Raw genomic sequence first — 20,462 nt, 5'->3', positions numbered from 1 at the left:
GCGTACCCCTCAAGGTTGTAGGTGGGGTGGAGCGGGAAAACTCCTTCGCCAGTATGCCCGATAGCGCCCCTACATGATGTTACGACCAGGCAGAAAACACACACTGCAAACACGTCATCGCCACAGACTAGCCCTAACCTGCTTGGATAACTTGAATACCGCGCTCCGTCAGCTCATCAACATAGGATGCCGGTGCGTCGGAATCGGTGATCACCACATCGATGGAATCGAGGGGGGCAAAGCTCACAAGATAATCCGTCCCCAGTTTTGAGGAATCGCACAGCACCACAACTTTGCGGGTGTTGGTGACCATCGCTGATTTCACCGCAGCTTCTTGCGCGTCTGCAGTAGACAGACCGTGGTCGATGGTCAGTGCATTGGTGCCAATAAAAGCTACATCTGCGCGCAGAAGCGCCAATGTGCGCAAAGCAGTATCACCGACAACAGCCTGGGTGATTGCGCGAACAGTGCCACCAAGGAGCTGAACATTTATGGTGCCCAGGCTGGATAAATCGAGCGCAATGGGCAGGGAGTTGGTTACAAAAGACAAAGCACGTGCTTCAGGGAGGTCCTTGATGAGTCCAGCGAGAGTATTGATCGTGGAGCCTGAATCAAGAAAAACAGAGCCGCCAGCCACGGGTAGAAAACTCAGTGCGGCTTGTGCGATGGCGGATTTAGCCGTGGCTGCCGAACGATAGCGGGTGTGAAGGGGGAACTCCGCAGTGAGGTAGGACTGGTTTGATACGGCACCACCGTGGACACGTTGGACTACACCTTCGCGGTCGAGCACTGCCAGGTCTCGTCGGATTGTCTCTGCGGTGACATCAAAACGCTCAGACAGCTCTGTCACGTTGACGCGACCTTCGACTGCAGTCAGAGATGCGATTTGGCGACGACGCTCCTCGGCGTACATGAGACTTCCTTGAATGCAGGGGATGCTAACAAATCCTCATTATGTATGCGAGGGGCGAAAACGGAGTCTGGATTAGTTTTGCCTTGGTCCGTTTCACCCCCGTGAGGGTGGGCTAGAGCTTGCGGAAAACAGAGACCACAAGGCCCATGATTTCCGCTTCGTCGCCCTTGATAGGCGAGAAAGCGTCATTGTGAGGAAGCAACCACACGCCAGTGGAGTCCTGATGGAACTCCTTCACTGTCGCTTCACCATCAATAAGTGCGGCGACAAACTGGCCTTCCTCCGCTACTGGCTGCGTGCGCACTGCAACCCAGTCGCCGTCCAAGATGCCGGCGTCGCGCATGGACTCGCCGACAACCTGAAGCAAGTACAAGTCACCATCGCCGACGAGTTCCGAGGGGAGTGGGAAGTACTCAGTAACATTTTCCTCAGCCAAAATCGGATTGCCGGCTGCTATCTGGCCGACAACGGGGATGTAGCGTGGCGCCGCAGCCTCCTCGGGGATATTTGCATCCTGCTTGTTTGACTTCCGTCCGGTGTGTGGAAGGTGGCGCAGGTCAACAGCGCGAGGTTTATTCGGATCACGCCGTAAGAAACCCTTTTTCTCAAGTTCTTTGAGCTGGTAAGCCACAGACGACGTGGATTGTAGGCCAGCAGCATCGCCGATCTCGCGGATGCTTGGCGGATAACCGCGCAACACCACAGCATCCTGGATGACCTCCAGAATGCGGCGCTGCCGGTCCGTCAACGTTTTGATGTCAGGTCTCTTGTCTTCTTTTTTAGCCATGTCGCTGTTGTCCTTCCTTTGCTGATGCCCTAGACGACGCTTTTTAGTTGCAAATGAGTTCCTTCACTTCTCGTTTCTACCACGAGTAAGCAAGTTTGTTCGATATTTTTCAGCTACGTCTGGACAAAGTTTTATCTGGTTGCTATAAATCGAACATAGTACCTATCGAACATGTAAGCGAAGTGTTTGATCGAACATGTCGTGGCCGTTCGTAGGATCGTAGGTAGAACAGAAAGGAAAACATAATGACTATCTCCATTGCACGACCTCACGGCACTGATATTGTCCGCGGTGATCTTCGCGCTGCGGTCCAGCCGGCGGATGTGTGGGACATTAATTCCACGCGCACCCCTCGCCGTCATGCCGGCAATGTTCGAACGTTGGCAGACTCTGATCGAAAAGAAAGTCTAACGCAATCCCGGGCTTCAATTAGGGGAGTGGAAGCTTTCGAAAACATCGAAGCTCGCCGCGAAAAGCGTGGTGCTATTGCGATGGGCGTGTTGCTGGGAATTGGGCTTTTTATTGGCTCTGCACTCGGGGGCGCTTTCTCCGGTGTGGAGATTGACCCAGCTGACACAGCGGTTGATGGTGCCGTGGCCAGCATGAGCGCCCGCTAGTTCGGTGCTGCTGCATAGTAGCTAGATACCTGATGCGCCAAGAGAGTAGAATCCTTTCCTGTGCATTGCCCTTTCTGCCATAACGATCATTCCCGCGTCTCGGACTCGCGTCTTGTAGACGCGGGTTCTGCTATTCGTCGCCGTCGTGAGTGCACCGCGTGTGGGGGACGGTTCACCACGGTTGAAAAAGCCATTCTCACCGTGGTTAAACGAAATGGTGTCAGTGAACCCTTCGACAGAGACAAGCTGATTGTTGGTGTGCGCCGAGCATGCCAGGGCCGTGATGTTTCAGATGATGCTCTGAAGCGTCTTGCCCAGGAAGTGGAAGAGATTGTTCGTGCGCAAGGGAGCTCACAAGTTCTTTCTAATGACATTGGTCTTGCTATCTTGGAGCCTCTCCGAGCGCTCGACGAGGTGGCCTACCTGCGTTTCGCTTCGGTGTACAAGTCCTTCGAAAGTGCAGATGACTTCGAGTCGGAGATTCGCCTTATGCGTCGCCGTGACCGCGACATTGATGAGCTTTAGAGCTTGTCTACCATCTTCTCAATCCGCCGTGGGCTCACTGGTCTAGAAGTTCCCAGACGTTGAGCGAAAAGACTGACGCGTAACTCTTCGATGCGCCAGAGAATCTCTTTGACTGGCTTTGACCTTGCTGCGCCCTTGGGTAGTCGAGTGAGCTTGGCATCAAGATACGTCTTGACGTCATCGATGACGGCTTGGCGGTCCGCATCCCTGTCAGGGTCATGGTTCATATCATCCAGCCGCATCTGCACCGCCGACAAGTAGCGGGGCAGGTGCTGTAGGTGCTCCATGCCGTGGATGGTGATTGCGTTTTTGGGCAGAAGGAATGCCATCTGGGCCTTGACGTCATCGATGGCTGGTCCGCTCCACTTGTTCAGCTCTGCCGCGATGTTGATGTACTCGGCGACACCGCCGGCAATGCCGACGACAGCGCGACGCACAGCACCAGGCACATCGGGCTTGACCTTGTTCAGCAGGGCATCAAATTCTTCAGGCGTGCGTACCGGGCCGCCGTGGGCAAACATGAGATCACGGATAGCAGCGATGCGAGCATCTTCCACGAGGCCAGCAGCACCACCGTGCGGGTACTTATCTACAGCTACGCGTTGGCGCAGCGGAAGCCCCTTGGTCATCTGCGTTGGTGAAACTGCGATTTGGCGCATGAGCATGGCCAACGTGGCCGTGACCATCGAAGCATCAGCGGCAGCCTTGGTGGGGAAGACCTTGACGCGCACGCCGTCCTTGGTTGCTTCCAAAGCAGGGAATGCATCAACGTGGTTGCCTTCAATTTCCGTGGTCACGGTTTCCGGCACGGTACCGAGGGTGTCAGCAGTCCATTCCTTGGCGGAATCCGTCTCGGCCTTCTTCGTGGCTTTGGCCACCGAGGATGTGATCTGACCAGCGCGACGTTTCTTCAGCTCCGCCAGAATCTTGTCATGATCGGTGATGGCGCCGCGCCGGTCGATGGAAGCAAAGGTCATCTTCAGGTGCGCCGGCAGTGCCTCTGGCTGGAAGTCTGTTGCGTTGATGCCATGGCCACCAAATGAGCGCAGAATTTCAGCGAGTTGCTCCGTCAGCCGTGCTTCAAAAGGAATGAGCTTCTCCATCGCGCGTGCAGCAAATTCCGGTGCCGGAACTACGGTTTTCCGCAGCGCCTTGGGCAGGGAACGGATGAGCTCGGTGACAAGTTCCTCCCGGAGGCCAGGGATAAGCCAGTCAAAGTCGGTGTCTTCCAGTCCGGCCAGCAATGGGACAGGGATGAGTACCGTGACGCCGTCGAAGGGATCACCGGGCTCAAACTTGTACTGCAAGTCATAGTTGATGCTGCCCTGGCGCCACTTGTCGGGGAAGGCAGCTTCGGAGGAATCGGCACCAGAGGCATCGATAAGCTTTGCCGGATCGAAGTCGAGGAAGTCCGGTGATTGGTGGCGCTTCTTCTTCCACCAGGCATCGAAATGGCGGCCGGTGCCGATGTTGTCGGGGACGCGGGCGTCATAGAAATCGAACAATGCATCTTCGTCGACCACGAGGCCGCGGCGGCGCACTTTCTCCTCGATGGCGCTGGCTTCCTCCAGAAGCTGCGCGTTGTGTTTGAGGAAAGCGTGGTGCGCGTTCCATTCACCATCGATGAGAGCATGGCGGATGAACATGGTGCGCGCGGCATCCATGTCCACGTGGTGGTAGGGCACACGGCGATCGGCAATCACGGTGACGCCATACAACATGGATTTTTGGTGCACCATCGGCGCGGCGCGTTTGATGGACCAGAACGGCTCCGAATAGGAGTGCTTCAGCAGGTTCGCGGCTACCTTTTCCACCCAAGCTGGGTCGATCGCAGCGACATCACGTGCCCAGAGGCGTGAGGTTTCCACGAGTTCCGCAGCCATGATGAATTCCGGTGGCTTCTTAGCCAATACAGAGCCAGGGAACACCATGAAGCGGGTGCCACGGGCGCCTTTGAATTCTTTGGAGTTACCGTCGCGCGCACCGATGTTGGACAGCAGGCCGGTGAGGAGTGACTGGTGCACAGCCATCGGATCACGCTCACCCGCTTCGGCGTGGCGCAGCTTGTTCCAACCGAGCTGCTTTTGTGCTTCGCGCAGCTGACCGACAAGATCGAACCACTCGCGGATACGCATGTAGTGGAGAAATTCTTTCTTCATGCGTTTGCGGAAGGCGTTGCCGGAGAGCTCATCACGGGCATCTTTGATGTAATCCCATAAATTCAGGGACGCAAGGAAATCAGAGGTCTTGTCCTTAAAGCGGGCATGCGCTTGATCCGCCTGAGCTTGGAATTCCAAGGGGCGTTCGCGGACGTCTTGGATGGTCATCGCTGCGACAATGACGGTGACATCGGCGAGCACGCCAAGGCGGTTAGCCTCCACGAGCATGCGGGCCATGCGGGGGTCCACGGGGATGCGCGCGATCTCACGCCCAATGGGTGTGAGAACCGGCAGATCACGGTCTTCTTTGTCCGTGATGGCGCCGAGCTCGTGCAGCAGCATGAGGCCATCGCGCACGGCTTTCTGCTCTGGGGGTTGGACGAAAGGGAATTCCGATATGTCACCGAGGCGCAGGTTGATCATTTGCAAGATGACGCTGGCGAGGTTGGTGCGCAAGATCTCTGGATCGGTGAACTCGGGGCGCGAGTTGAAATTCTCTTCGGAGTACAGGCGGATGGCAATGCCGTCGGCGATGCGGCCTGAGCGGCCGGAGCGTTGATTGGCACTAGCCTGCGAGATTTCCTCAATGGGCAGGCGCTGGACCTTCGTGCGGGTGGAATAGCGGGAAATGCGCGCCAAGCCGGTGTCCACAACGTAGTGGATTCCAGGCACCGTTAGGGAGGTTTCCGCAATGTTAGTGGCAAGTACGATCCGGCGGCCCGAGTGAGGGCTGAATACTCGGTGTTGTTCCGCATTGGATAGCCGACCAAACAGGGGAGTGACTTCGACGTTGCGCCAATGCTGTTTCTCAATGACCTCCATGGCGTCGCGGATATCGCGCTCGGATGCAAAGAAGCACAGGATATCTCCGTCCCCCTCAGCCATGAGTTCCTTGAGCGCGGCGACAAGCCCGTCGAGCATGTCAATGTCTACGACCCTGGTGTCGCCCTTCTTGCTGGTCACCTCAGTTTCTAGCGGGCGGTACCGAATCTCTACCGGGTAGGTGCGGCCAGAGACCTCAATGATCGGTGCGGGCGTGCCGTCCTTGTCGGAGAAGTGCGTGGCGAAGCGTTCTGGGTCGATCGTGGCTGAGGTGATAATCACCTTGAGGTCAGGGCGGTGTGGCAGCAACTTTCTTAAGTAGCCGAGCAGAAAATCAATGTTGAGAGAGCGTTCGTGGGCCTCATCGATGATGATCGTGTCGTACGCATTCAAGTACCGATCATGCTGCATTTCGGCGAGAAGGATGCCGTCTGTCATGAGTTTGACGGCGGTGGTAGCGGATACGTGATCATCAAAGCGAATGGCGTAGCCCACGGATTCGCCGATATCCTGGCCGAGTTCATCCGCGATGCGTTCAGCCACCGTGCGTGCGGCGATACGGCGTGGCTGGGTGTGCCCGATCATCCCACGGCGCCCCCGGCCCAGTTCAAGCAGCATTTTGGGGATTTGGGTGGTTTTGCCGGAGCCGGTCTCACCCGCGATGATGACTACCTGGTTATCGCGGACAAGATCCATGATCTTGTCGCGCTGCAAAGAAACCGGCAGGTTATCCGGGTAGGTGATCTCGGGGACATGTTCGTCGATGGCTGCGACTTTGAGCGTCTCAGCGTCCATGTCTTTGCTTATCGACGCCAAAGCCCCCGCCGACCGCGCCTTCTTCAACCGACGCTGAAACCGGCGAACAGCGGTAAGAGGGAGCTCATCGATCCGGGAATAGAGATCACCGCGGGTGAGGTCTTGAGGGGGTTGTGTGTTCGTCATATTCACCGCGGAAGTCTACCGGCAGTGGTGTATTTACTCGATTCGCAGGCCCAGTGGCCCGGCCGCAGCAATTGTCTTTTCGTAAGATTCCTTAATTGCCTCACCAAGAGCAGCGAATTCCTCCGCACGAGCGGAGGATTTTCTGAACACGAGCCCAATGTGCCTCCCAGCGGGGACAGAAGGATCGAACTGTGCGAAGGAAATACCTGGGCGCGTGCATTCCGCAATGACTGCGGAGGCCGGCAACAACGTACAACCTTGACCTGCTGCGATGAGTTGGATGATGGTGGTGAGGGAAGCCGCACGGCTGACGGAATCCCTGCCGTATCCAGCGTCCACTTGGGCAAGGCGACAGAGGTCCATGACATGTTCGTGCATACAGTGGCCGTTATTAAGCAATAGAAGGCTCACATCATCGAGGCTCTGCAACGTCAAATCCTCGCGTCCTTCGAAGGGGTGGCCTGGGGGCAACGCGACGATAAAGCGCTCTGTGTAAAGCGAAATTTCGGTGAAGCCTTGTTCTTTTGACGGAAAGGCGATGAGGGCGAGGTCGATCTTCCCATCGCGCAAGGAGTCCATCAGGACAGGGGTTGTTTCCTCAATGATCGTGGGTTCAAGTTTGGGGAACTTCTCCCGGACGATGGGTAGGAACGCAGGCAGGAGATACGGGGCGATTGTGGGGATGACCCCGATGGAGAGCTGTCCAGTTAAGAACTCGCGCCCCCCGTAAATCTGTGCCTCGAGAACATCTACGGCTTCGAGCACAGCCTGGGCATAGGGGACAAGTTTCTGACCAATGGAGGTGACAATGACTTTCCGGGTAGAACGCTCAATTAGCTGGAGGCCTAGCCCTTTCTCCAATGTAGATAAGCCCTGAGAAAGGGAGGGCTGGGTAATGGAAAGTTTCTCTGCTGCCGTGCCGAAGTGACGGTTCTCTGCCAGTGTGACAAACATGCGTAATTGGGCCAGCGTAGGCAGGGAAGCTTTATCGGGCATGCCTATAACCATAGAGAGGCTCATAGGTTTTTTGGTAAAAATAAAAGTTTAATTTCACCATCGGTCGATCATGTTGTTCGAGTGGCCCACCTAGACCTGGCGCATCACCAGTGAACTCAGCCGCACTTCACCCGCGGCATCGGAGGCATCCAAATCCACGGTGCCGTGCAGCTGAAACGCATTATCCCCCGGGGGATCTTTGATGATCTGCGTGACAGTCCACTCACGTGACTCTGTTTCTGTGAGAGAGAAATACTCAGGACCACGCGCATCGCCATCAAGTTCTACATCGTCGTATTCGTCGAAGTAGTCGTCCATGAGTGCTGCCCAGTCCGGCTGATCCGCCAGGTCCATGTAATCCAGCATCTCCGCCAACTCCTTCTCCTTCTCATAAGCGAAGAGCTCCACGAGGCGGAAGAAGTAATTGCGCACCATGATGGTGAAAGCCCGACGATTGGCTGTCAGGGCCGTGGGGTCCTCGACGCCAAAAGCTAGTTCGCGCTCCAGATCATCGCGACTAATCGGGGTGGATTCGTCGCTCATGTGCGCCCATTCGTCGATAAGCGAAGAATCGACCTGGCGGATGAGCTCGCCGAGCCACACGATGATGTCGTCGAGTCGCTCCGTCATATACGCGTCCGGAATGGAGTGGGAAAGTGTGCGCCACGCATCGGTGAGGTAGCGCAGAACCACGCCTTCGCTGCGTGCGAGACCATAGGTAGCAATGACGTCGGAGAAGGTCATCGCGTGTTCGATCATGTCGCGCACAACGGACTTGGGGGATAGCTCGAACTCCTTCGCCCACGGGTTGCCCTGCACAAACGTCTCGTATGCGTCCTCCAACTCCTCCTTGAGCGGCTGCGGGTACGTCACATCCTCGACGATTGCCATGCGCTCGGTGTAGTCCACACCGTCGGCCTTGAGGGCGGCAATCTCCTCGCCACGTTCCTTTGATTGCTGTGCTTGAAGCAACTGGCGGGGGTCATCGAGGATCGATTCAAAAGCAGAGATCACGTCCAGGTCATAGCTTTCCGACGCGGGATCCAGCAATGTCAAAAACGCCAATGCGAAAGGCGACAATGGCTGGTTCAGTGCGAAATCCCGATCCAATTCCGCGGTGAGCGTGTACGGGCGGAACGCTGGCGAATCAGGGGTTCGCTCCACCACTCCGGCAGCGATGAGACCGCGGAAAAGATCCAACGCGGTGAGGATGTCCTTGTTCTGCTTCGCACGCGTGTCGTGGTTACCGCGCAAGAGATTCTTCATGTGCTCGTAGCCGTCCCCTGGACGCGCAATCACGTTGAGCAGCATCGAATTAGATACCTGGAACTGGCTAGTCAGTTCTTCCGGCTCAGCCTGAGTAAGGCGCTGGAAGGTGTTCTCCGACCAGGAAATCTCCCCATCACGGGCAGATTTCTTGCGAATCTTCTTCAGCTTCTTCGGATCATCCCCAGCCTTGCGGCGCAGCTTGACATTCTCAATCTCGTGCTCCGGAGCCTCCACGATGGCAGTACCCTCGGTGTCAAAGCCCGCACGGCCGGCACGGCCGGCAATCTGGTGAAACTCACGGGATTTCACAATGCGCTGGCGGGTGCCGTCATACTTAGCCAGGCCCGTCATCAACACCGTGCGAATCGGAACATTGATTCCCACTCCAAGGGTGTCTGTTCCACAAATGACTTTAAGGAGTCCGGCCTGCGCAAGACGTTCAACCAAGCGACGGTACTTCGGCAGCATGCCCGCATGGTGGATACCAATGCCGCGCCGCAGCAACTTCGACAGGGTCTTGCCAAACGTGGTGGTGAAGCGGAAATCTCCCAGTGCTTCCCGGATGGCTTCTTTCTCCTCGGGGGAGACCATCGGGATTGATGTCAACGCCTGCGCCCGTTCCGTTGCTTCACGTTGGGAGAAATGCACGACGTAGATGGGGGCCTTGCCGTCCTTGAGCAGTTCCTCGATCGTTTCGTGTACCGGTGTAAACACGTAGTGGAAATCCAACGGTACGGGGCGCTCAGAGCCACCAACGAAGGTGGTTTCCCGGCCTGTCCGGCGGGTGAGATCCTCCTCCAGCCACGCTGTATCGCCGAGGGTGGCGGACATGAGCAGGAATTGTGCCTGGGGCAGCTCCAACAGTGGCACCTGCCATGCCCACCCACGCTCCGGGTCGGAGTAGTAGTGGAATTCATCCATGACCACCTGGCGGATGTCGGAGTTCTTGCCCTCGCGCAGCGCGATATTGGCCACAATCTCTGCTGTTGCGGCGATGATGGGTGCGTGGCCGTTGACGGTGGCGTCACCCGTCATCATGCCCACGTTCTCCGGGCCGAAAATTTCACACAGGGCGAAGAATTTCTCACTCACCAACGCTTTGATGGGTGCGGTGTAAAAGGTGCGCTGGCCACGCGCCATGGCAATGAAGTGAGCAGCATGAGCCACCATGGATTTACCGGAGCCCGTCGGGGTGGCCAGGATGACATTGTCACCAGCCAGCACAGCCAAGGAAGCTTCCTCCTGGGCGGGGTAAAGGACAATGCCGCGTGATTGGGTCCAGCGGATGAAGGTATCCCACACCGCATCGTCGAAAAGCGATGCGGGAACATCCTCCAGATCACTCAGTGTGTCACCGAGTGTTTGCTGGTCGCCGGCTGCACCAGTTGATTCCATGACCTGGCCTACTCGCCGTCATCCGACGACGCGTCATCGCTGTCAGGCGTGGAATCCGAACCATCCTCATAGAAGCCAAGATCCACCTGCGGATCGTGCTCCCACATCTGATCGTCTGAGGCTGGGCCCAAACCGCGCGAGCGGTCCCGGTCATCGATCGCGGCGAGGAAGTTCTCAAATGCCTCCCCAATCTCATCCCCACTAGGCACCTGAGCCTCGCCCGGCATCATCTTCTGGGGATTTTTCTTCCGGTACGACTCCATCTCACGGTCATAGTGCTGCTCAAGCTGATGCACGACCTGAGAAACCTCCTCAGAATCATTGGTCTGCTGCGTAAGCTGAAGCTGCACGCGCTCAATATCCTGCTCAATCGCACGCAGCGGAAATTGCAACTGCGAGGTGTCGGAGACGGACTGCAGCAGCTGGAATACCGCCTGCGGGTACGGCGATGCGGACACATAGTGCGGAACATGCGCGGTGTACCCGGCCACGCGACGCCCACGAGCATGAAGCTCCCGCTCAATCATCACCGAGGCAGCACCCGGCATTGAGACCATGCCGTCATAGGTGAACATCGTGCCCACCAACTCGCGGTCGTTCCCATGGGCAGACACCACCAAGGGGCGCGTGTGTGGTGCACCCATCGGGGCCGCATACAGGCAGATGGTTTTATCCACATTGAAGTGATCCACCAGATCAGCCACAGACTTAGAAAATGCCTCCCAGCGCAGATCCGGCTCCGGGCCGGAGAGAAGCAGGAAGGAAGTTCCCTTGGAATCGCGCAGGACACGCATGTCCAACTCGATGGATTCCATGTCCGTGATCTCGTGCTCACTCATAGTCACCATCGGGCGGCGCGAGCGGTAATCAATCAACTCATCATTGTTGAAAGTGGCTACCGTGCGCGAATCTAGTGCGGCCTTAAGGTGCCCGGCGGCCCCTTCCACAGCATGACCCGCATCCGCATAGCCCTGCATTGCGATGATCAAGGTGGGGCCGGAGGACGCGCCGCCGTCGACGGCGGGAGCCGGATACTCCAGCTCATACATGTGACGCTTGTCATCTGACGCCATTGAAAACATCCTCCTTCTCACGTTCTACGAGTGAACGCATACATCTTCTACAACGATGTCTGCTCACAATTTCATTCCCACCATACGGACCGCCGGCGACATGGTGTGCGGCATCCCACGGGTTGGTGCGGAAAAGCGTGGGTTGTGCGGTACGCCTGTGGAATTTTCCTGAGAATTCACAGGCTTAGAAAACAAAAAACGGGCACTTTGGAAATGGATGGAACCGATTTTTGGCGTGAAGCAGTCAAAGTAGTTATGACACATTCACACAACCCGCAGAGGGAACACAATTCATCCGATCCATTCTTCGACCCATGGCTGTCTGACATACCCGTGGTCAACAGTCCTTCCAATATTATTGCCACGATTCCGGGAACGTTGGGTTTCTACCCGCAGGAATCCGTCATTGTCATTGGCCTGGTGCATGATGATGAGAATCCGGATGCCCTCATTTTGGGCCCGGTCCTGCGCGCTGACATCGTTCACGCCTGCCACATCCGCGAGACGATAGCTACGCAGCTTAATGGTGCATGCGTGACGTACCTCGGGATCATCATTACCCGCGTCCCGGATTCTGACAGTGCGCTCGCCGCTATAGACGAACTCGAAAGCATTCAATGCGGGGGAGGGCACCCGCTTATCGACGTCTGCTGGCACGTCAGCGAAATCGCCCAAGGCACCCCATACCGGATGATCTTCGGGCCGGAGGTCGCCCCTGAATGCAGTGAATGGGAGCGTGGCATCATTGGCTCAGTCATTGCCTCTCCGGCGATGCAGGCCATGCGCGACAACGGCACGTTGCCAGCGCTGTCACGCGAAGACACCTTTGCCTTCTTTGACTGCGTGCAGGAATGCTGCACGAGTAAGAAAGTAGTGAAGAAGACGCAGGCCTTGGCAGCTGCCGCCCGGAAAGAAAGTGATGAGCTCTGCCGCAAGCTGGATCGTTGTGAACCTGGCGCTGCGGACGTCGTGCGGGCAGCAGGTCGGGCTTTGCGGAACGTGAAACCACTGCCACTCGTTGGCGATGATGCGCACCCCACGCTTGAACAGCTCTTTAACGATGAAGATGAACTCCGCGCACTCGTCGCATCCCTCATTCGGGCGCCATTGCGGGACTGCCTCATCGGACAAGCAATCGATCACCCTGAAACAGCAGCAACAGCTCTGATAACCGTTGCCCGGAATTTCTGTGGCGTTATCCGCGCTAATGCATTGAGCTTGTGGGCACTCGTGGCCATCAGTCGAGGTTTGTCCTCGTGGGCATCAACGGCACTGGCGTGCGCACAAGAAGAAATGCCACAGCACTCAATGTCAGCAATCTGCTTGCAAGTCATGGCGACTGGACAACAGCAACAGTTAGTCACCACCATTCTGGAGGGGTGCGAAACCGCTTGTGCTGCGTTGCTTGCGCGCGAGACAGGAGGGGAGCAGGCGGCCTAGCCACGAGCTTGGGTGTACTCCCACGCATCGGCCACGATAGTGTCCAGGTCCGTGCGCGTGGGGGACCATCCAAGCTTTTCTTTCGCGCGTGCGGAAGAAGCGATGAGAGTGGCCGGGTCACCGGCGCGACGCGGTGCAACCTCAGCGGGAATGGGGTGTCCCGTGACGCGACGGCACGCCTCAATGACTTCCTTCACTGAGTAGCCATCGCCTGAGCCAAGGTTGAAGATTCTGTGGCTGCCGGGGGAATTCGTCTTCAGCGCGAGCATGTGCGCATCGGCGAGGTCCCGGATATGGATGTAATCACGCACGCACGTGCCATCCGCAGTGGGCCAATCATCACCGTAAATGAGGATCTTCTCGCGTTTACCCTGTGCGACCTGCAGAACCAGCGGGATGAGGTGTGTTTCCGTGGCATGGTTCTCGCCGTACCCGCCATAAGCGCCGGCAACATTGAAGTAACGCAAGCTGGTTGCCCCCAAACCGTAGGCAGTGGCGTAGGAGGTAATGGCGTAGTCAATGGCCAGCTTTGTCGCACCATAAGGATTCGTAGGGGCGGTGGGCATATCTTCCGTGATGGGCACACGCTCCGGCTCACCGTATGTGGCGGCAGTGGAGGAGAACACCAAAGAATTAACACCGTGCTCGCGCATTGAATTGAGCAGCTTCAGCGACGTTTCAAAATTGTCACGCCAGTATTCATCCGGCTTCTCCACGGATTCACCAACGAGTGACCGTGCCGCGAAATGGAGTACACCATCAACATTGCCGGCAGCGAGAACTTCATCGATCACATCGTTAATGTCGCCCTCCACCAGGTTCACACCGGGTACAACTGCATCGCGGTTACCTGTGGAGAAATTGTCTACAACCGTGACATCGTGGCCGGCATCCACAAGCACCTTGGTACATACGCTTCCCACATAGCCGGCACCACCAGTGACAACGAGCTGCGCCATGATTTAGCCCTCCAGTTTCTTCACACGCAGTGCGTGCACGATGTCCGGTGTTAGCTCAATTTCGGAGCCAGTTTCAGTTGTGACTGTCACAGCACCATGTGGCTTGCCTGTCAGTGTCACCTTGGTTCCACGGGTAATACCAAAACGACAGATGGAGGAGTACTGCTCTGAATCAAGCTGCAAAATTTCATTGATCTGCACGACTTCAGCCTTCACCGGTTCGCTGAGATCCAATTCATTCACGCGCACCCCCAGATCGAGTTCCTTGGCTGCCTCGTATCCCAATTCATCCAAAGCTGGGATTGGGTTGCCAAAGGGGGAGCGGGTGGGGTCCTCCAGCACGTCAATCAGCTTGCGCTCTACCTCTTCACTCATCACATGCTCCCAGCGACATGCTTCAGCGTGAACTTTGCTCAGATCCAAGCTCAGCACGTCCGTGAGCAGGCGCTCGGCCAAGCGGTGCTTACGCATCACAGAGGTGGCAAGCTCGCGGCCACGCGGAGTGAGGGACAGAGAACGGTCATGTTCCACGATGATGAGACCATCACGCTCCATGCGCGCCACCGTCTGAGACACCGTGGGGCCCGACTGGTCCAGGCGCTCGGCAATACGCGCTCGCAGCGGAACGATGCCTTCTTCCTCCAGCTCGTAGACCGTACGCAGGTACATCTCGGTGGTGTCAACCAGATCTCTCACAGTAGATATCCTTTTGGACTCATCGCACGACAAACTCCGGCCAATGGTAGCCGACAAACATGACCCCGGGCGTATGACAGGTAAACACCCGGCTCCTCCACCATAGAGAGTGGAAGCCGGGTGACGCATAAGAGCTTGTGTTTTAGAAAGCGTAATCGCGCAGACGATCCGCGCGTTCACCAGCACGTAGCTTGCTCATTACTTCGCGCTCAATTTGACGCACCCGTTCGCGCGACAGCCCGAACTTGCGGCCAATCTGGTCGAGAGTGCGTGGTACGCCGTCATCGAGGCCATAGCGCAAACGAATTACATCTTGCTCGCGTTGCTCGAGGCCGTTGATGATGTCATTGATGTCATCGTGCCGCAGAACAGAGACCACAGCGTCCTCAGCGTCCGCCGCTTCCGCGTCTTCAATGAAATCACCCAACGGTGCTTCTTCGTCTGCTCCCACCGGCATGTCCAGACTCACCGGATCGCGCGACTGGCGCAAAAGCATCTCGATCTTGGTTTCCTCAATGCCGGATTCCTCCGACAGCTCCTCATTCGTTGGCTCACGGCCGAGGGACTGGTACATCTCACGGCGAATGCGGGAGAGCTTATTCACCTGTTCCACCAAGTGGACTGGGAGGCGAATAGTGCGGGACTGATCTGCCATCCCACGGGTGATAGCTTGGCGGATCCACCACGTTGCGTAGGTAGAGAACTTGAAGCCCTTCGCATAGTCGAACTTCTCCATCGCGCGGATGAGGCCAAGGTTGCCCTCTTGGATGAGGTCCAGCAGAGGCATGCCACGGCCGGTGTAGCGCTTAGCCAAGGAGACGACCAGGCGGAGGTTCGCTTCCAACAAATGGGAGCGGGCCTTGCGGCCTTGCTTTGCCAAAATTTTCAGATCGCGGGCCTTAGCGCGGGTGAGCTTCACCTCAGGATCATCGAGGAGATGCTGGGCGTACAGGCCGACCTCAATTTGTTGCGCGAGCTCCACTTCCTCCTCGGCGTTGAGCAGCGCAGTCTTACCAATGCCGTTGAGATAAACGCGGACGAGGTCCGCTGACGGGTTGTCATTGGTCTGGTTACGTCGGCTCCCGCGATCAACCTTTTCCTCGTTGTCATCGACACGATCCACATCGGGTTGGGTCATGGTGATCGGGCTCCTTTAAGTCTCGCGAATCTAACCTATTAACGCCGGACCGCACAGCTTTGTTCCCTAATGGTAAAAACTTCTGTTTTTGCTGCTCACATTGGCTTCAACGAGGGTTCAATGTGGGCCCGATGTAGGAGCAAACGTGTTTAAAACCTACCTGTTGGACTTTAGCAGTTAACGCTCAACATTCAACAAGAACGGTGAAAGGACCTGAATTTACAGAAGCGACATCCATCATCGCGCCGAAGCGTCCCTGTTCGACATGAATGCCACGCTCGGTCAACGCTTGGGCGATTTTGCCAATGATGGGTTCCGCGTCAGCGCCCGGGGCTGCTTCAGACCAGGAAGGACGGCGCCCTTTCTTAGTCTGGCCCATGAGCGTGAACTGGCTCACCAGGAGCACTGGCGCGCCAGCATCTTCTACGGAGACTTCGCCTTCTAGAATGCGAAGCTCGGCGATCTTGCGGGCCATCACCTCCCACGCATCTTCGCTGTCATCGCGGCCGACGCCTACTAAAGCAAGGACACCGCCGGTCCCCGGGCAGTCGATAGCGCCAACGATCTCCCCATCCACGGTGACAGAGGCTTGGGTAACGCGAGTAAGAACGGCCTTCATACAGGTTTTCTCCTTCTAAGCGCTGTGGCGGCTAATCAGGTCAGTGGGTAGGACGAAACCATGTCGGATTAAATCGACGATGATTCCGGTGGCCTCAACAGCCAGTGCTTCTTCTTGTGCATCATCCAGCCCCTGCGCTGCCGCCCACAGTCCCACTATTTCACTCAGCGGTAAGCCATCAGGGTTCAGCCCAGAGACAATGGACGCCACAGCATCATCGATGTCGTGGGTGAAACGTGGGCCATCCGTGCGGGTCAGGCGCTTCACCTTCTGCTCAAAGCCCATACCTGTGTGCACATCCGCCACACTTACGTCTTCCAGTGCGACGCCAGGACGCACCGCATAACGCGCCTGCAGAATGTCTTCTTGGGAAGATCCCCGCAGCCACTCTATCCGTGTGAAGTATTCCTCTACTTCAGGGCCAAGAGGATCGGTGAAGGGCTGATCCAACGTTTCAAAGGTAAGTTCGCTCGGGGCATCTCCAATATTCCTAATGAAGATCCAGCCGAAGCCCACCGCCCGTACACTGGCATCACGGAAGTGCTGCAGCCATGCACGGGTGCGTTCGATCCCATCCTCGGAGCGCGGATCAACTGATTCATCTTTGAGCCAGGTGGACACATACAAAGCTGGATCAACAACGTCACGTTGGCACATCCAGGCGGACACGCCCGTTTGTGGGAACCAGGAGGCCACGCGGCGGTCCCACGGCTCATCATCAGCATGAATCCATGCGCCCAGAATGAACGCCGTGCCATTGGGTGAAAGATGCTCCGGCACTTTCTTCACCACCAGCTCGCTGGCGCCGTCCAGGTTCAAGCCCGAATCTCGGTACACGTGGCCCACCTCCGGAAGGCCCACCACAAATGGGGGATTGGCCACAATACGGTCGAATTTCTCCCCGATCACAGGCTCAAACCAAGTGCCTTCGCGGATATCCACGTTGTTCACACCGGCACCGGCCATAGTGGCTCGCGCGAAATCCAGCGCGCGTGGATGCACATCCGTAGCCACCACACGTTGCGCGCATCCAGACTGCGCCAAAGCCTGAACACCGGAACCGGTGCCAAGATCCAAGACGGAATCCACAGGAGTCAGTGGGGTAGCGGACAGCAGGGACAAACTCGCAGCACCCACACCAAGAACATGGTCTGGTCCTGGAACATGTTGTGTCACCGAAGCGTCACAATCAGAGAACACAAACCTGTCTTCGCCAGCGATCACGTGCGGGCGCACATCAACGGCAATAACCACGTCGCCGGAGGTGGTTGTGGTGGCCCACCCGCCGTCGATAAGCGCTAACGCAAGACGCGGTGACAGTACATCTGCAAGTTTCGCTGGCGTGAAGGGCCGGCGCAAAAGAAAAAAGCGAATCAGATCTGACAGACGTGAACCATCACACGCAGCCAACACCGCGCCGGGTTCACCCCGGTAGAGCGCATCCGTGGCGTCTGGGCCCAAGTGTGCTGCGATGGAATCAGCTGTGAGGCCTGCCTCATGCAACTCCCAGGTCAATCCACGCGCAATGTCTGCGGAAAAAGCTGCGGACACGATGTCGCCTTTCTACCGATGCCTAGATGTGATCGATTGTGCCTGGATTCTCATCTTGCTCGCCACTGTCTGTGCGTCCGGAGGAGAGCTGTGCCTGCTGGTGTGCAACAAGCATCTGGTGGCGCGCGGCAGCTGGCTTATACACATTCTGTGTCCGCTTGTCCCGCACCTCATTGCTGTCGTTGGCGATGACCACTGAGATCCATGGCAAGGGGATGGAAATGCAGAAGAAGACGAGCGCGAGCCACCAGTTGTGCCACCACAACACAGAAGCGATGGACAGCAACACGAAGGGGATACGCAAGCCCTGCAAAATCAAATACTTGGTTTCGCGAGAGCGACGATTCTCCGAAGGGGAGCGGCGGGCACTGGTGATCAATTGCGCGCGACGGTGCAGAAGCGTCCTGTGTGGCCTCGATGTTGCCGATGGCTGTGTCTGACTGGAATCCGTTATGGCAGCATCGACGACGATGTCGTCGTCATTGTCGCCGCGGGCAGTGCTCATAGGCACCAAGGGTAGACCGGTGCCCACGGCTTATGCGACTTGCCGCGGGGATGGGGCATGATGGTGTCTGTGAGTCAGACAAGTACGAAAACGATCGAACGGCCCGATGTCCGCGAAGATACCTCGCAAGATAACGACACTCCGAAGTTTTTCCACTACGTAAAGAAAGACCAGATCGTTAACTCCGCAGTCTCCGGCGCCATGGTTGTCGCCCTGTGTGGGGAGACGTTCCCCGTGCGTAAGCAGGCGAAGCCAGGTTCACCCGTCTGCCCGGACTGTGAGCGGATTTTCAAGGGGCTGCGCAAGAAGTGACCCACGCCGTCGCGGGGCCGACTCTTCGTCTCTGGCAGCAGGAGGCCCTTGATCAATTCTTCGCGCACAAACCCAAGGATTTCCTTGCCGTGGCTACGCCCGGTGCCGGAAAAACCACGTTTGCACTCACGCTTGCCAGCATGCTACACACGGATAAAACCGTGGAGCGCATCATCGTGGTGGTGCCCACAGAACACCTCAAGGTGCAGTGGTCGCAAGCGGCAGCCCGGTTCGGATTGTCGCTTGATCCGGCGTTTACTAACTCGTCTGCGGTGAACCCTGCCTATGACGGTGTTGTGGTCACCTACGCCCAGGTGGGCATGCACCCGTTTAAGCACCACGCAGTAGCAAGTGCTCGCCGTACGCTGGTGATTTTGGATGAGATCCACCATGCTGGCGATGCCAAGAGTTGGGGCGACGGTGTGCGCGAGGCGTATAACGATGTGGAGCATCGTCTTGCGTTGACGGGTACGCCTTTCCGTTCTGATGATTCGGCGATCCCCTTTGTGCGGTATGACGAGGATGGGGAAGGCCACCTAGTCTCCCAAGCTGATTACACCTACGGCTACGCGGAAGCCCTCAAAGACGGTGTTGTGCGTCCCGTGGTCTTTCTGGCGTATAGCGGTGAGGCGCAGTGGCGGGATTCTGCGGGCGAAGAATATTCAGCCCGACTGGGGGAGCCTCTTGATGCGGCGCAGACCGCACGCGCGTGGAAGACAGCCCTTGACCCGAAGGGTGATTGGATCGCTGCTGTGCTGCAAGCAGCGCATACGCGCTTGCTGAAGATTCGCGCGAATATGCCGGATGCAGGTGGGCTCGTGATCGCCACCGACACGACTACCGCGCGTGCGTACGCGAAGATCTTGCAAAAGATCAGCTCTACGCCCGTCACCGTGGTGCTTTCCGACGAACCCGGGTCCTCCAAACGCATCGACGAGTTCTCTGCCTCCCAGGACGAGTGGATGGTGGCGGTGCGCATGGTTTCTGAAGGCGTGGATGTTCCCCGCCTCGCCGTGGGGGTGTATGCCACTTCTGCCTCCACACCGCTGTTCTTTGCCCAGGCGATTGGCCGTTTTGTCCGTTCCCGCATGCCCGGCGAGTCCGCTTCGATCTTCCTTCCCTCTGTCCCAGTGCTGCTGCGCTTGGCCGAGGAAATGGAGGTCTCCCGCGACCACGTCTTGGGCAAACCTCACCGTGAGCAGGGCTGGTCCGATGAACTGCTGGAGCAGGCTAACCGCCAGCAGACAGAGCCTGATGAGGAGCCAAGCTACCAATCCATTGGTGCTTCTGCTGAGTTGGATTCCCTGATCTTTGATGGGTCCACCTACGGTACGCCCACTCTCGCCGGAACACAGGAAGAACAAGACTTTCTTGGCCTGCCCGGTCTATTGGATGCAGAGCAAGTGAAAACTCTGCTGCGCAAGCGTCAAGCCGATCAGCTTGATGTCCGTGAGGCAGAACAGAAAGCACAACAAAAGGCGGCGCAGGAGGCAGCGGAGAAGGCGCGGCCGGGGCACGCGGGAACGTCGATAAGCGAAAGGCCTTCAAGTGGCGTTGCGTCGGAGGACATCCCGGCATTGAGGCAAGAGCTCAACACGCGCGTATCCATCGTTGCATCACGCACAGGACGACCGCACGGTGCGATCCACACTGAAGTGCGCAAAGCATGTGGTGGTCCGCCCACCGCACTGTGCTCCGCGGACCAACTGCGCAAGCGCATTGCGTACCTGCGAGATTGGTAACT

General features: G+C 57.3%; 17 protein-coding genes. 5 read left to right on the top strand and 12 right to left on the bottom strand.

The features are described 5' to 3' along the window. Positions 1 to 133: 133 nt before the first annotated feature. Positions 134 to 913: a DeoR/GlpR family DNA-binding transcription regulator gene (locus F4V54_RS01475; RefSeq protein ID WP_150385991.1), complete on the bottom strand. Its 780-nt coding sequence runs from the start codon at positions 911 to 913 to the stop codon at positions 134 to 136. Between the two features lie 112 nt (positions 914 to 1,025). Continuing rightward, positions 1,026 to 1,700: a transcriptional repressor LexA gene (gene lexA / locus F4V54_RS01470; protein WP_150385990.1), complete on the bottom strand. Its 675-nt coding sequence runs from the start codon at positions 1,698 to 1,700 to the stop codon at positions 1,026 to 1,028. 245 nt (positions 1,701 to 1,945) lie between these two features. Between lexA and F4V54_RS01465 the strand changes: the two genes are divergently transcribed. Next, positions 1,946 to 2,317, top strand: coding sequence for a hypothetical protein (locus tag F4V54_RS01465; protein ID WP_150385989.1), 372 nt, complete (start codon positions 1,946 to 1,948; stop codon positions 2,315 to 2,317). A gap of 60 nt (positions 2,318 to 2,377) precedes the next feature. After that, positions 2,378 to 2,842, top strand: a complete 465-nt coding sequence (gene nrdR, locus F4V54_RS01460; protein WP_150385988.1) for a transcriptional regulator NrdR — start codon at positions 2,378 to 2,380, stop codon at positions 2,840 to 2,842. Here the strand turns inward: nrdR and hrpA are convergent. The 4 genes from hrpA to F4V54_RS01440 all read right to left on the bottom strand — a co-directional run bounded on the left by hrpA (position 2,839) and on the right by F4V54_RS01440 (position 11,498). Continuing rightward, positions 2,839 to 6,765, bottom strand: coding sequence for an ATP-dependent RNA helicase HrpA (hrpA, locus tag F4V54_RS01455; RefSeq protein WP_150385987.1), 3,927 nt, complete (start codon positions 6,763 to 6,765; stop codon positions 2,839 to 2,841). The genes nrdR and hrpA overlap by 4 nt on opposite strands. Positions 6,766 to 6,798: 33 nt before the next feature. Further along, positions 6,799 to 7,761: a hydrogen peroxide-inducible genes activator gene (locus F4V54_RS01450; RefSeq protein WP_150385986.1), complete on the bottom strand. Its 963-nt coding sequence runs from the start codon at positions 7,759 to 7,761 to the stop codon at positions 6,799 to 6,801. Positions 7,762 to 7,851: 90 nt separating this feature from the next. Then, on the bottom strand, positions 7,852 to 10,425 hold the full coding sequence (locus F4V54_RS01445; RefSeq protein WP_150385985.1) for a DEAD/DEAH box helicase: 2,574 nt from the start codon (positions 10,423 to 10,425) through the stop codon (positions 7,852 to 7,854). An 8-nt stretch (positions 10,426 to 10,433) separates the two neighbouring features. Beyond that, positions 10,434 to 11,498 carry a PAC2 family protein gene (locus F4V54_RS01440; protein ID WP_034661427.1) on the bottom strand — a complete coding sequence of 355 codons (1,065 nt, stop codon included), beginning with the start codon at positions 11,496 to 11,498 and terminating at the stop codon, positions 10,434 to 10,436. 255 nt (positions 11,499 to 11,753) lie between these two features. Here F4V54_RS01440 and F4V54_RS01435 point away from each other — a divergent pair, with 255 nt between their 5' ends. After that, a complete protein-coding gene (locus tag F4V54_RS01435) occupies positions 11,754 to 12,938 on the top strand; it encodes a DUF4192 domain-containing protein (RefSeq protein ID WP_170253082.1) in 1,185 nt (394 codons plus the stop codon). Here the strand turns inward: F4V54_RS01435 and galE are convergent. The 6 genes from galE to F4V54_RS01405 all read right to left on the bottom strand — a co-directional run bounded on the left by galE (position 12,935) and on the right by F4V54_RS01405 (position 18,406). Next, on the bottom strand, positions 12,935 to 13,897 hold the full coding sequence (gene galE, locus F4V54_RS01430; protein ID WP_034661423.1) for a UDP-glucose 4-epimerase GalE: 963 nt from the start codon (positions 13,895 to 13,897) through the stop codon (positions 12,935 to 12,937). The genes F4V54_RS01435 and galE overlap by 4 nt on opposite strands. A 3-nt stretch (positions 13,898 to 13,900) precedes the next feature. Continuing rightward, entirely contained in the window at positions 13,901 to 14,593 is a 693-nt protein-coding gene (locus tag F4V54_RS01425; RefSeq protein WP_034661422.1) for a metal-dependent transcriptional regulator, read from the bottom strand. Between the two features lie 142 nt (positions 14,594 to 14,735). Beyond that, positions 14,736 to 15,731 (bottom strand): sigma-70 family RNA polymerase sigma factor, encoded by a 996-nt coding sequence (locus tag F4V54_RS01420; RefSeq protein WP_150385984.1) that lies wholly within the window; start codon positions 15,729 to 15,731, stop codon positions 14,736 to 14,738. 184 nt (positions 15,732 to 15,915) lie between these two features. Further along, entirely contained in the window at positions 15,916 to 16,350 is a 435-nt protein-coding gene (gene dtd / locus F4V54_RS01415; protein WP_034661418.1) for a D-aminoacyl-tRNA deacylase, read from the bottom strand. 15 nt (positions 16,351 to 16,365) lie between these two features. Next, positions 16,366 to 17,901: a DUF7782 domain-containing protein gene (locus F4V54_RS01410; RefSeq protein WP_211359441.1), complete on the bottom strand. Its 1,536-nt coding sequence runs from the start codon at positions 17,899 to 17,901 to the stop codon at positions 16,366 to 16,368. A 22-nt stretch (positions 17,902 to 17,923) separates the two neighbouring features. Continuing rightward, the gene (locus tag F4V54_RS01405; protein ID WP_084576375.1) at positions 17,924 to 18,406 is read right to left on the bottom strand and encodes a DUF3099 domain-containing protein; all 483 of its coding nucleotides are present in this window, start codon (positions 18,404 to 18,406) and stop codon (positions 17,924 to 17,926) included. A gap of 60 nt (positions 18,407 to 18,466) precedes the next feature. Here F4V54_RS01405 and F4V54_RS01400 point away from each other — a divergent pair, with 60 nt between their 5' ends. Continuing rightward, positions 18,467 to 18,718, top strand: a complete 252-nt coding sequence (locus F4V54_RS01400; RefSeq protein WP_034661631.1) for a DUF3039 domain-containing protein — start codon at positions 18,467 to 18,469, stop codon at positions 18,716 to 18,718. Continuing rightward, entirely contained in the window at positions 18,715 to 20,460 is a 1,746-nt protein-coding gene (locus F4V54_RS01395; protein ID WP_150385982.1) for a DEAD/DEAH box helicase, read from the top strand. The genes F4V54_RS01400 and F4V54_RS01395 overlap by 4 nt, the downstream gene beginning before the upstream one ends. Positions 20,461 to 20,462: the final 2 nt, after the last annotated feature.

The organism is Corynebacterium tuscaniense, assembly GCF_008693065.1.
In the GTDB taxonomy this organism is placed as follows: Bacteria; Actinomycetota; Actinomycetes; order Mycobacteriales; family Mycobacteriaceae; genus Corynebacterium; species Corynebacterium tuscaniense.
This window is presented reverse-complemented; position numbering and strand designations above follow the sequence as displayed.

Coding starts and splice junctions, on each gene's coding strand:
- dtd (WP_034661418.1), bottom strand. CDS start 16,350: ATGAAGGCCGTTCTTACTCGCGTTACCCAAGCCTCTGTCACCGTGGAT.
- galE (WP_034661423.1), bottom strand. CDS start 13,897: ATGGCGCAGCTCGTTGTCACTGGTGGTGCCGGCTATGTGGGAAGCGTA.
- F4V54_RS01465 (WP_150385989.1), top strand. CDS start 1,946: ATGACTATCTCCATTGCACGACCTCACGGCACTGATATTGTCCGCGGT.
- F4V54_RS01400 (WP_034661631.1), top strand. CDS start 18,467: ATGGTGTCTGTGAGTCAGACAAGTACGAAAACGATCGAACGGCCCGAT.
- lexA (WP_150385990.1), bottom strand. CDS start 1,700: ATGGCTAAAAAAGAAGACAAGAGACCTGACATCAAAACGTTGACGGAC.
- F4V54_RS01405 (WP_084576375.1), bottom strand. CDS start 18,406: ATGAGCACTGCCCGCGGCGACAATGACGACGACATCGTCGTCGATGCT.
- F4V54_RS01475 (WP_150385991.1), bottom strand. CDS start 913: ATGTACGCCGAGGAGCGTCGTCGCCAAATCGCATCTCTGACTGCAGTC.
- F4V54_RS01440 (WP_034661427.1), bottom strand. CDS start 11,498: ATGGCGTCAGATGACAAGCGTCACATGTATGAGCTGGAGTATCCGGCT.
- F4V54_RS01445 (WP_150385985.1), bottom strand. CDS start 10,425: ATGGAATCAACTGGTGCAGCCGGCGACCAGCAAACACTCGGTGACACA.
- F4V54_RS01435 (WP_170253082.1), top strand. CDS start 11,754: ATGACACATTCACACAACCCGCAGAGGGAACACAATTCATCCGATCCA.
- hrpA (WP_150385987.1), bottom strand. CDS start 6,765: ATGACGAACACACAACCCCCTCAAGACCTCACCCGCGGTGATCTCTAT.
- F4V54_RS01420 (WP_150385984.1), bottom strand. CDS start 15,731: ATGACCCAACCCGATGTGGATCGTGTCGATGACAACGAGGAAAAGGTT.
- F4V54_RS01450 (WP_150385986.1), bottom strand. CDS start 7,761: ATGCCCGATAAAGCTTCCCTGCCTACGCTGGCCCAATTACGCATGTTT.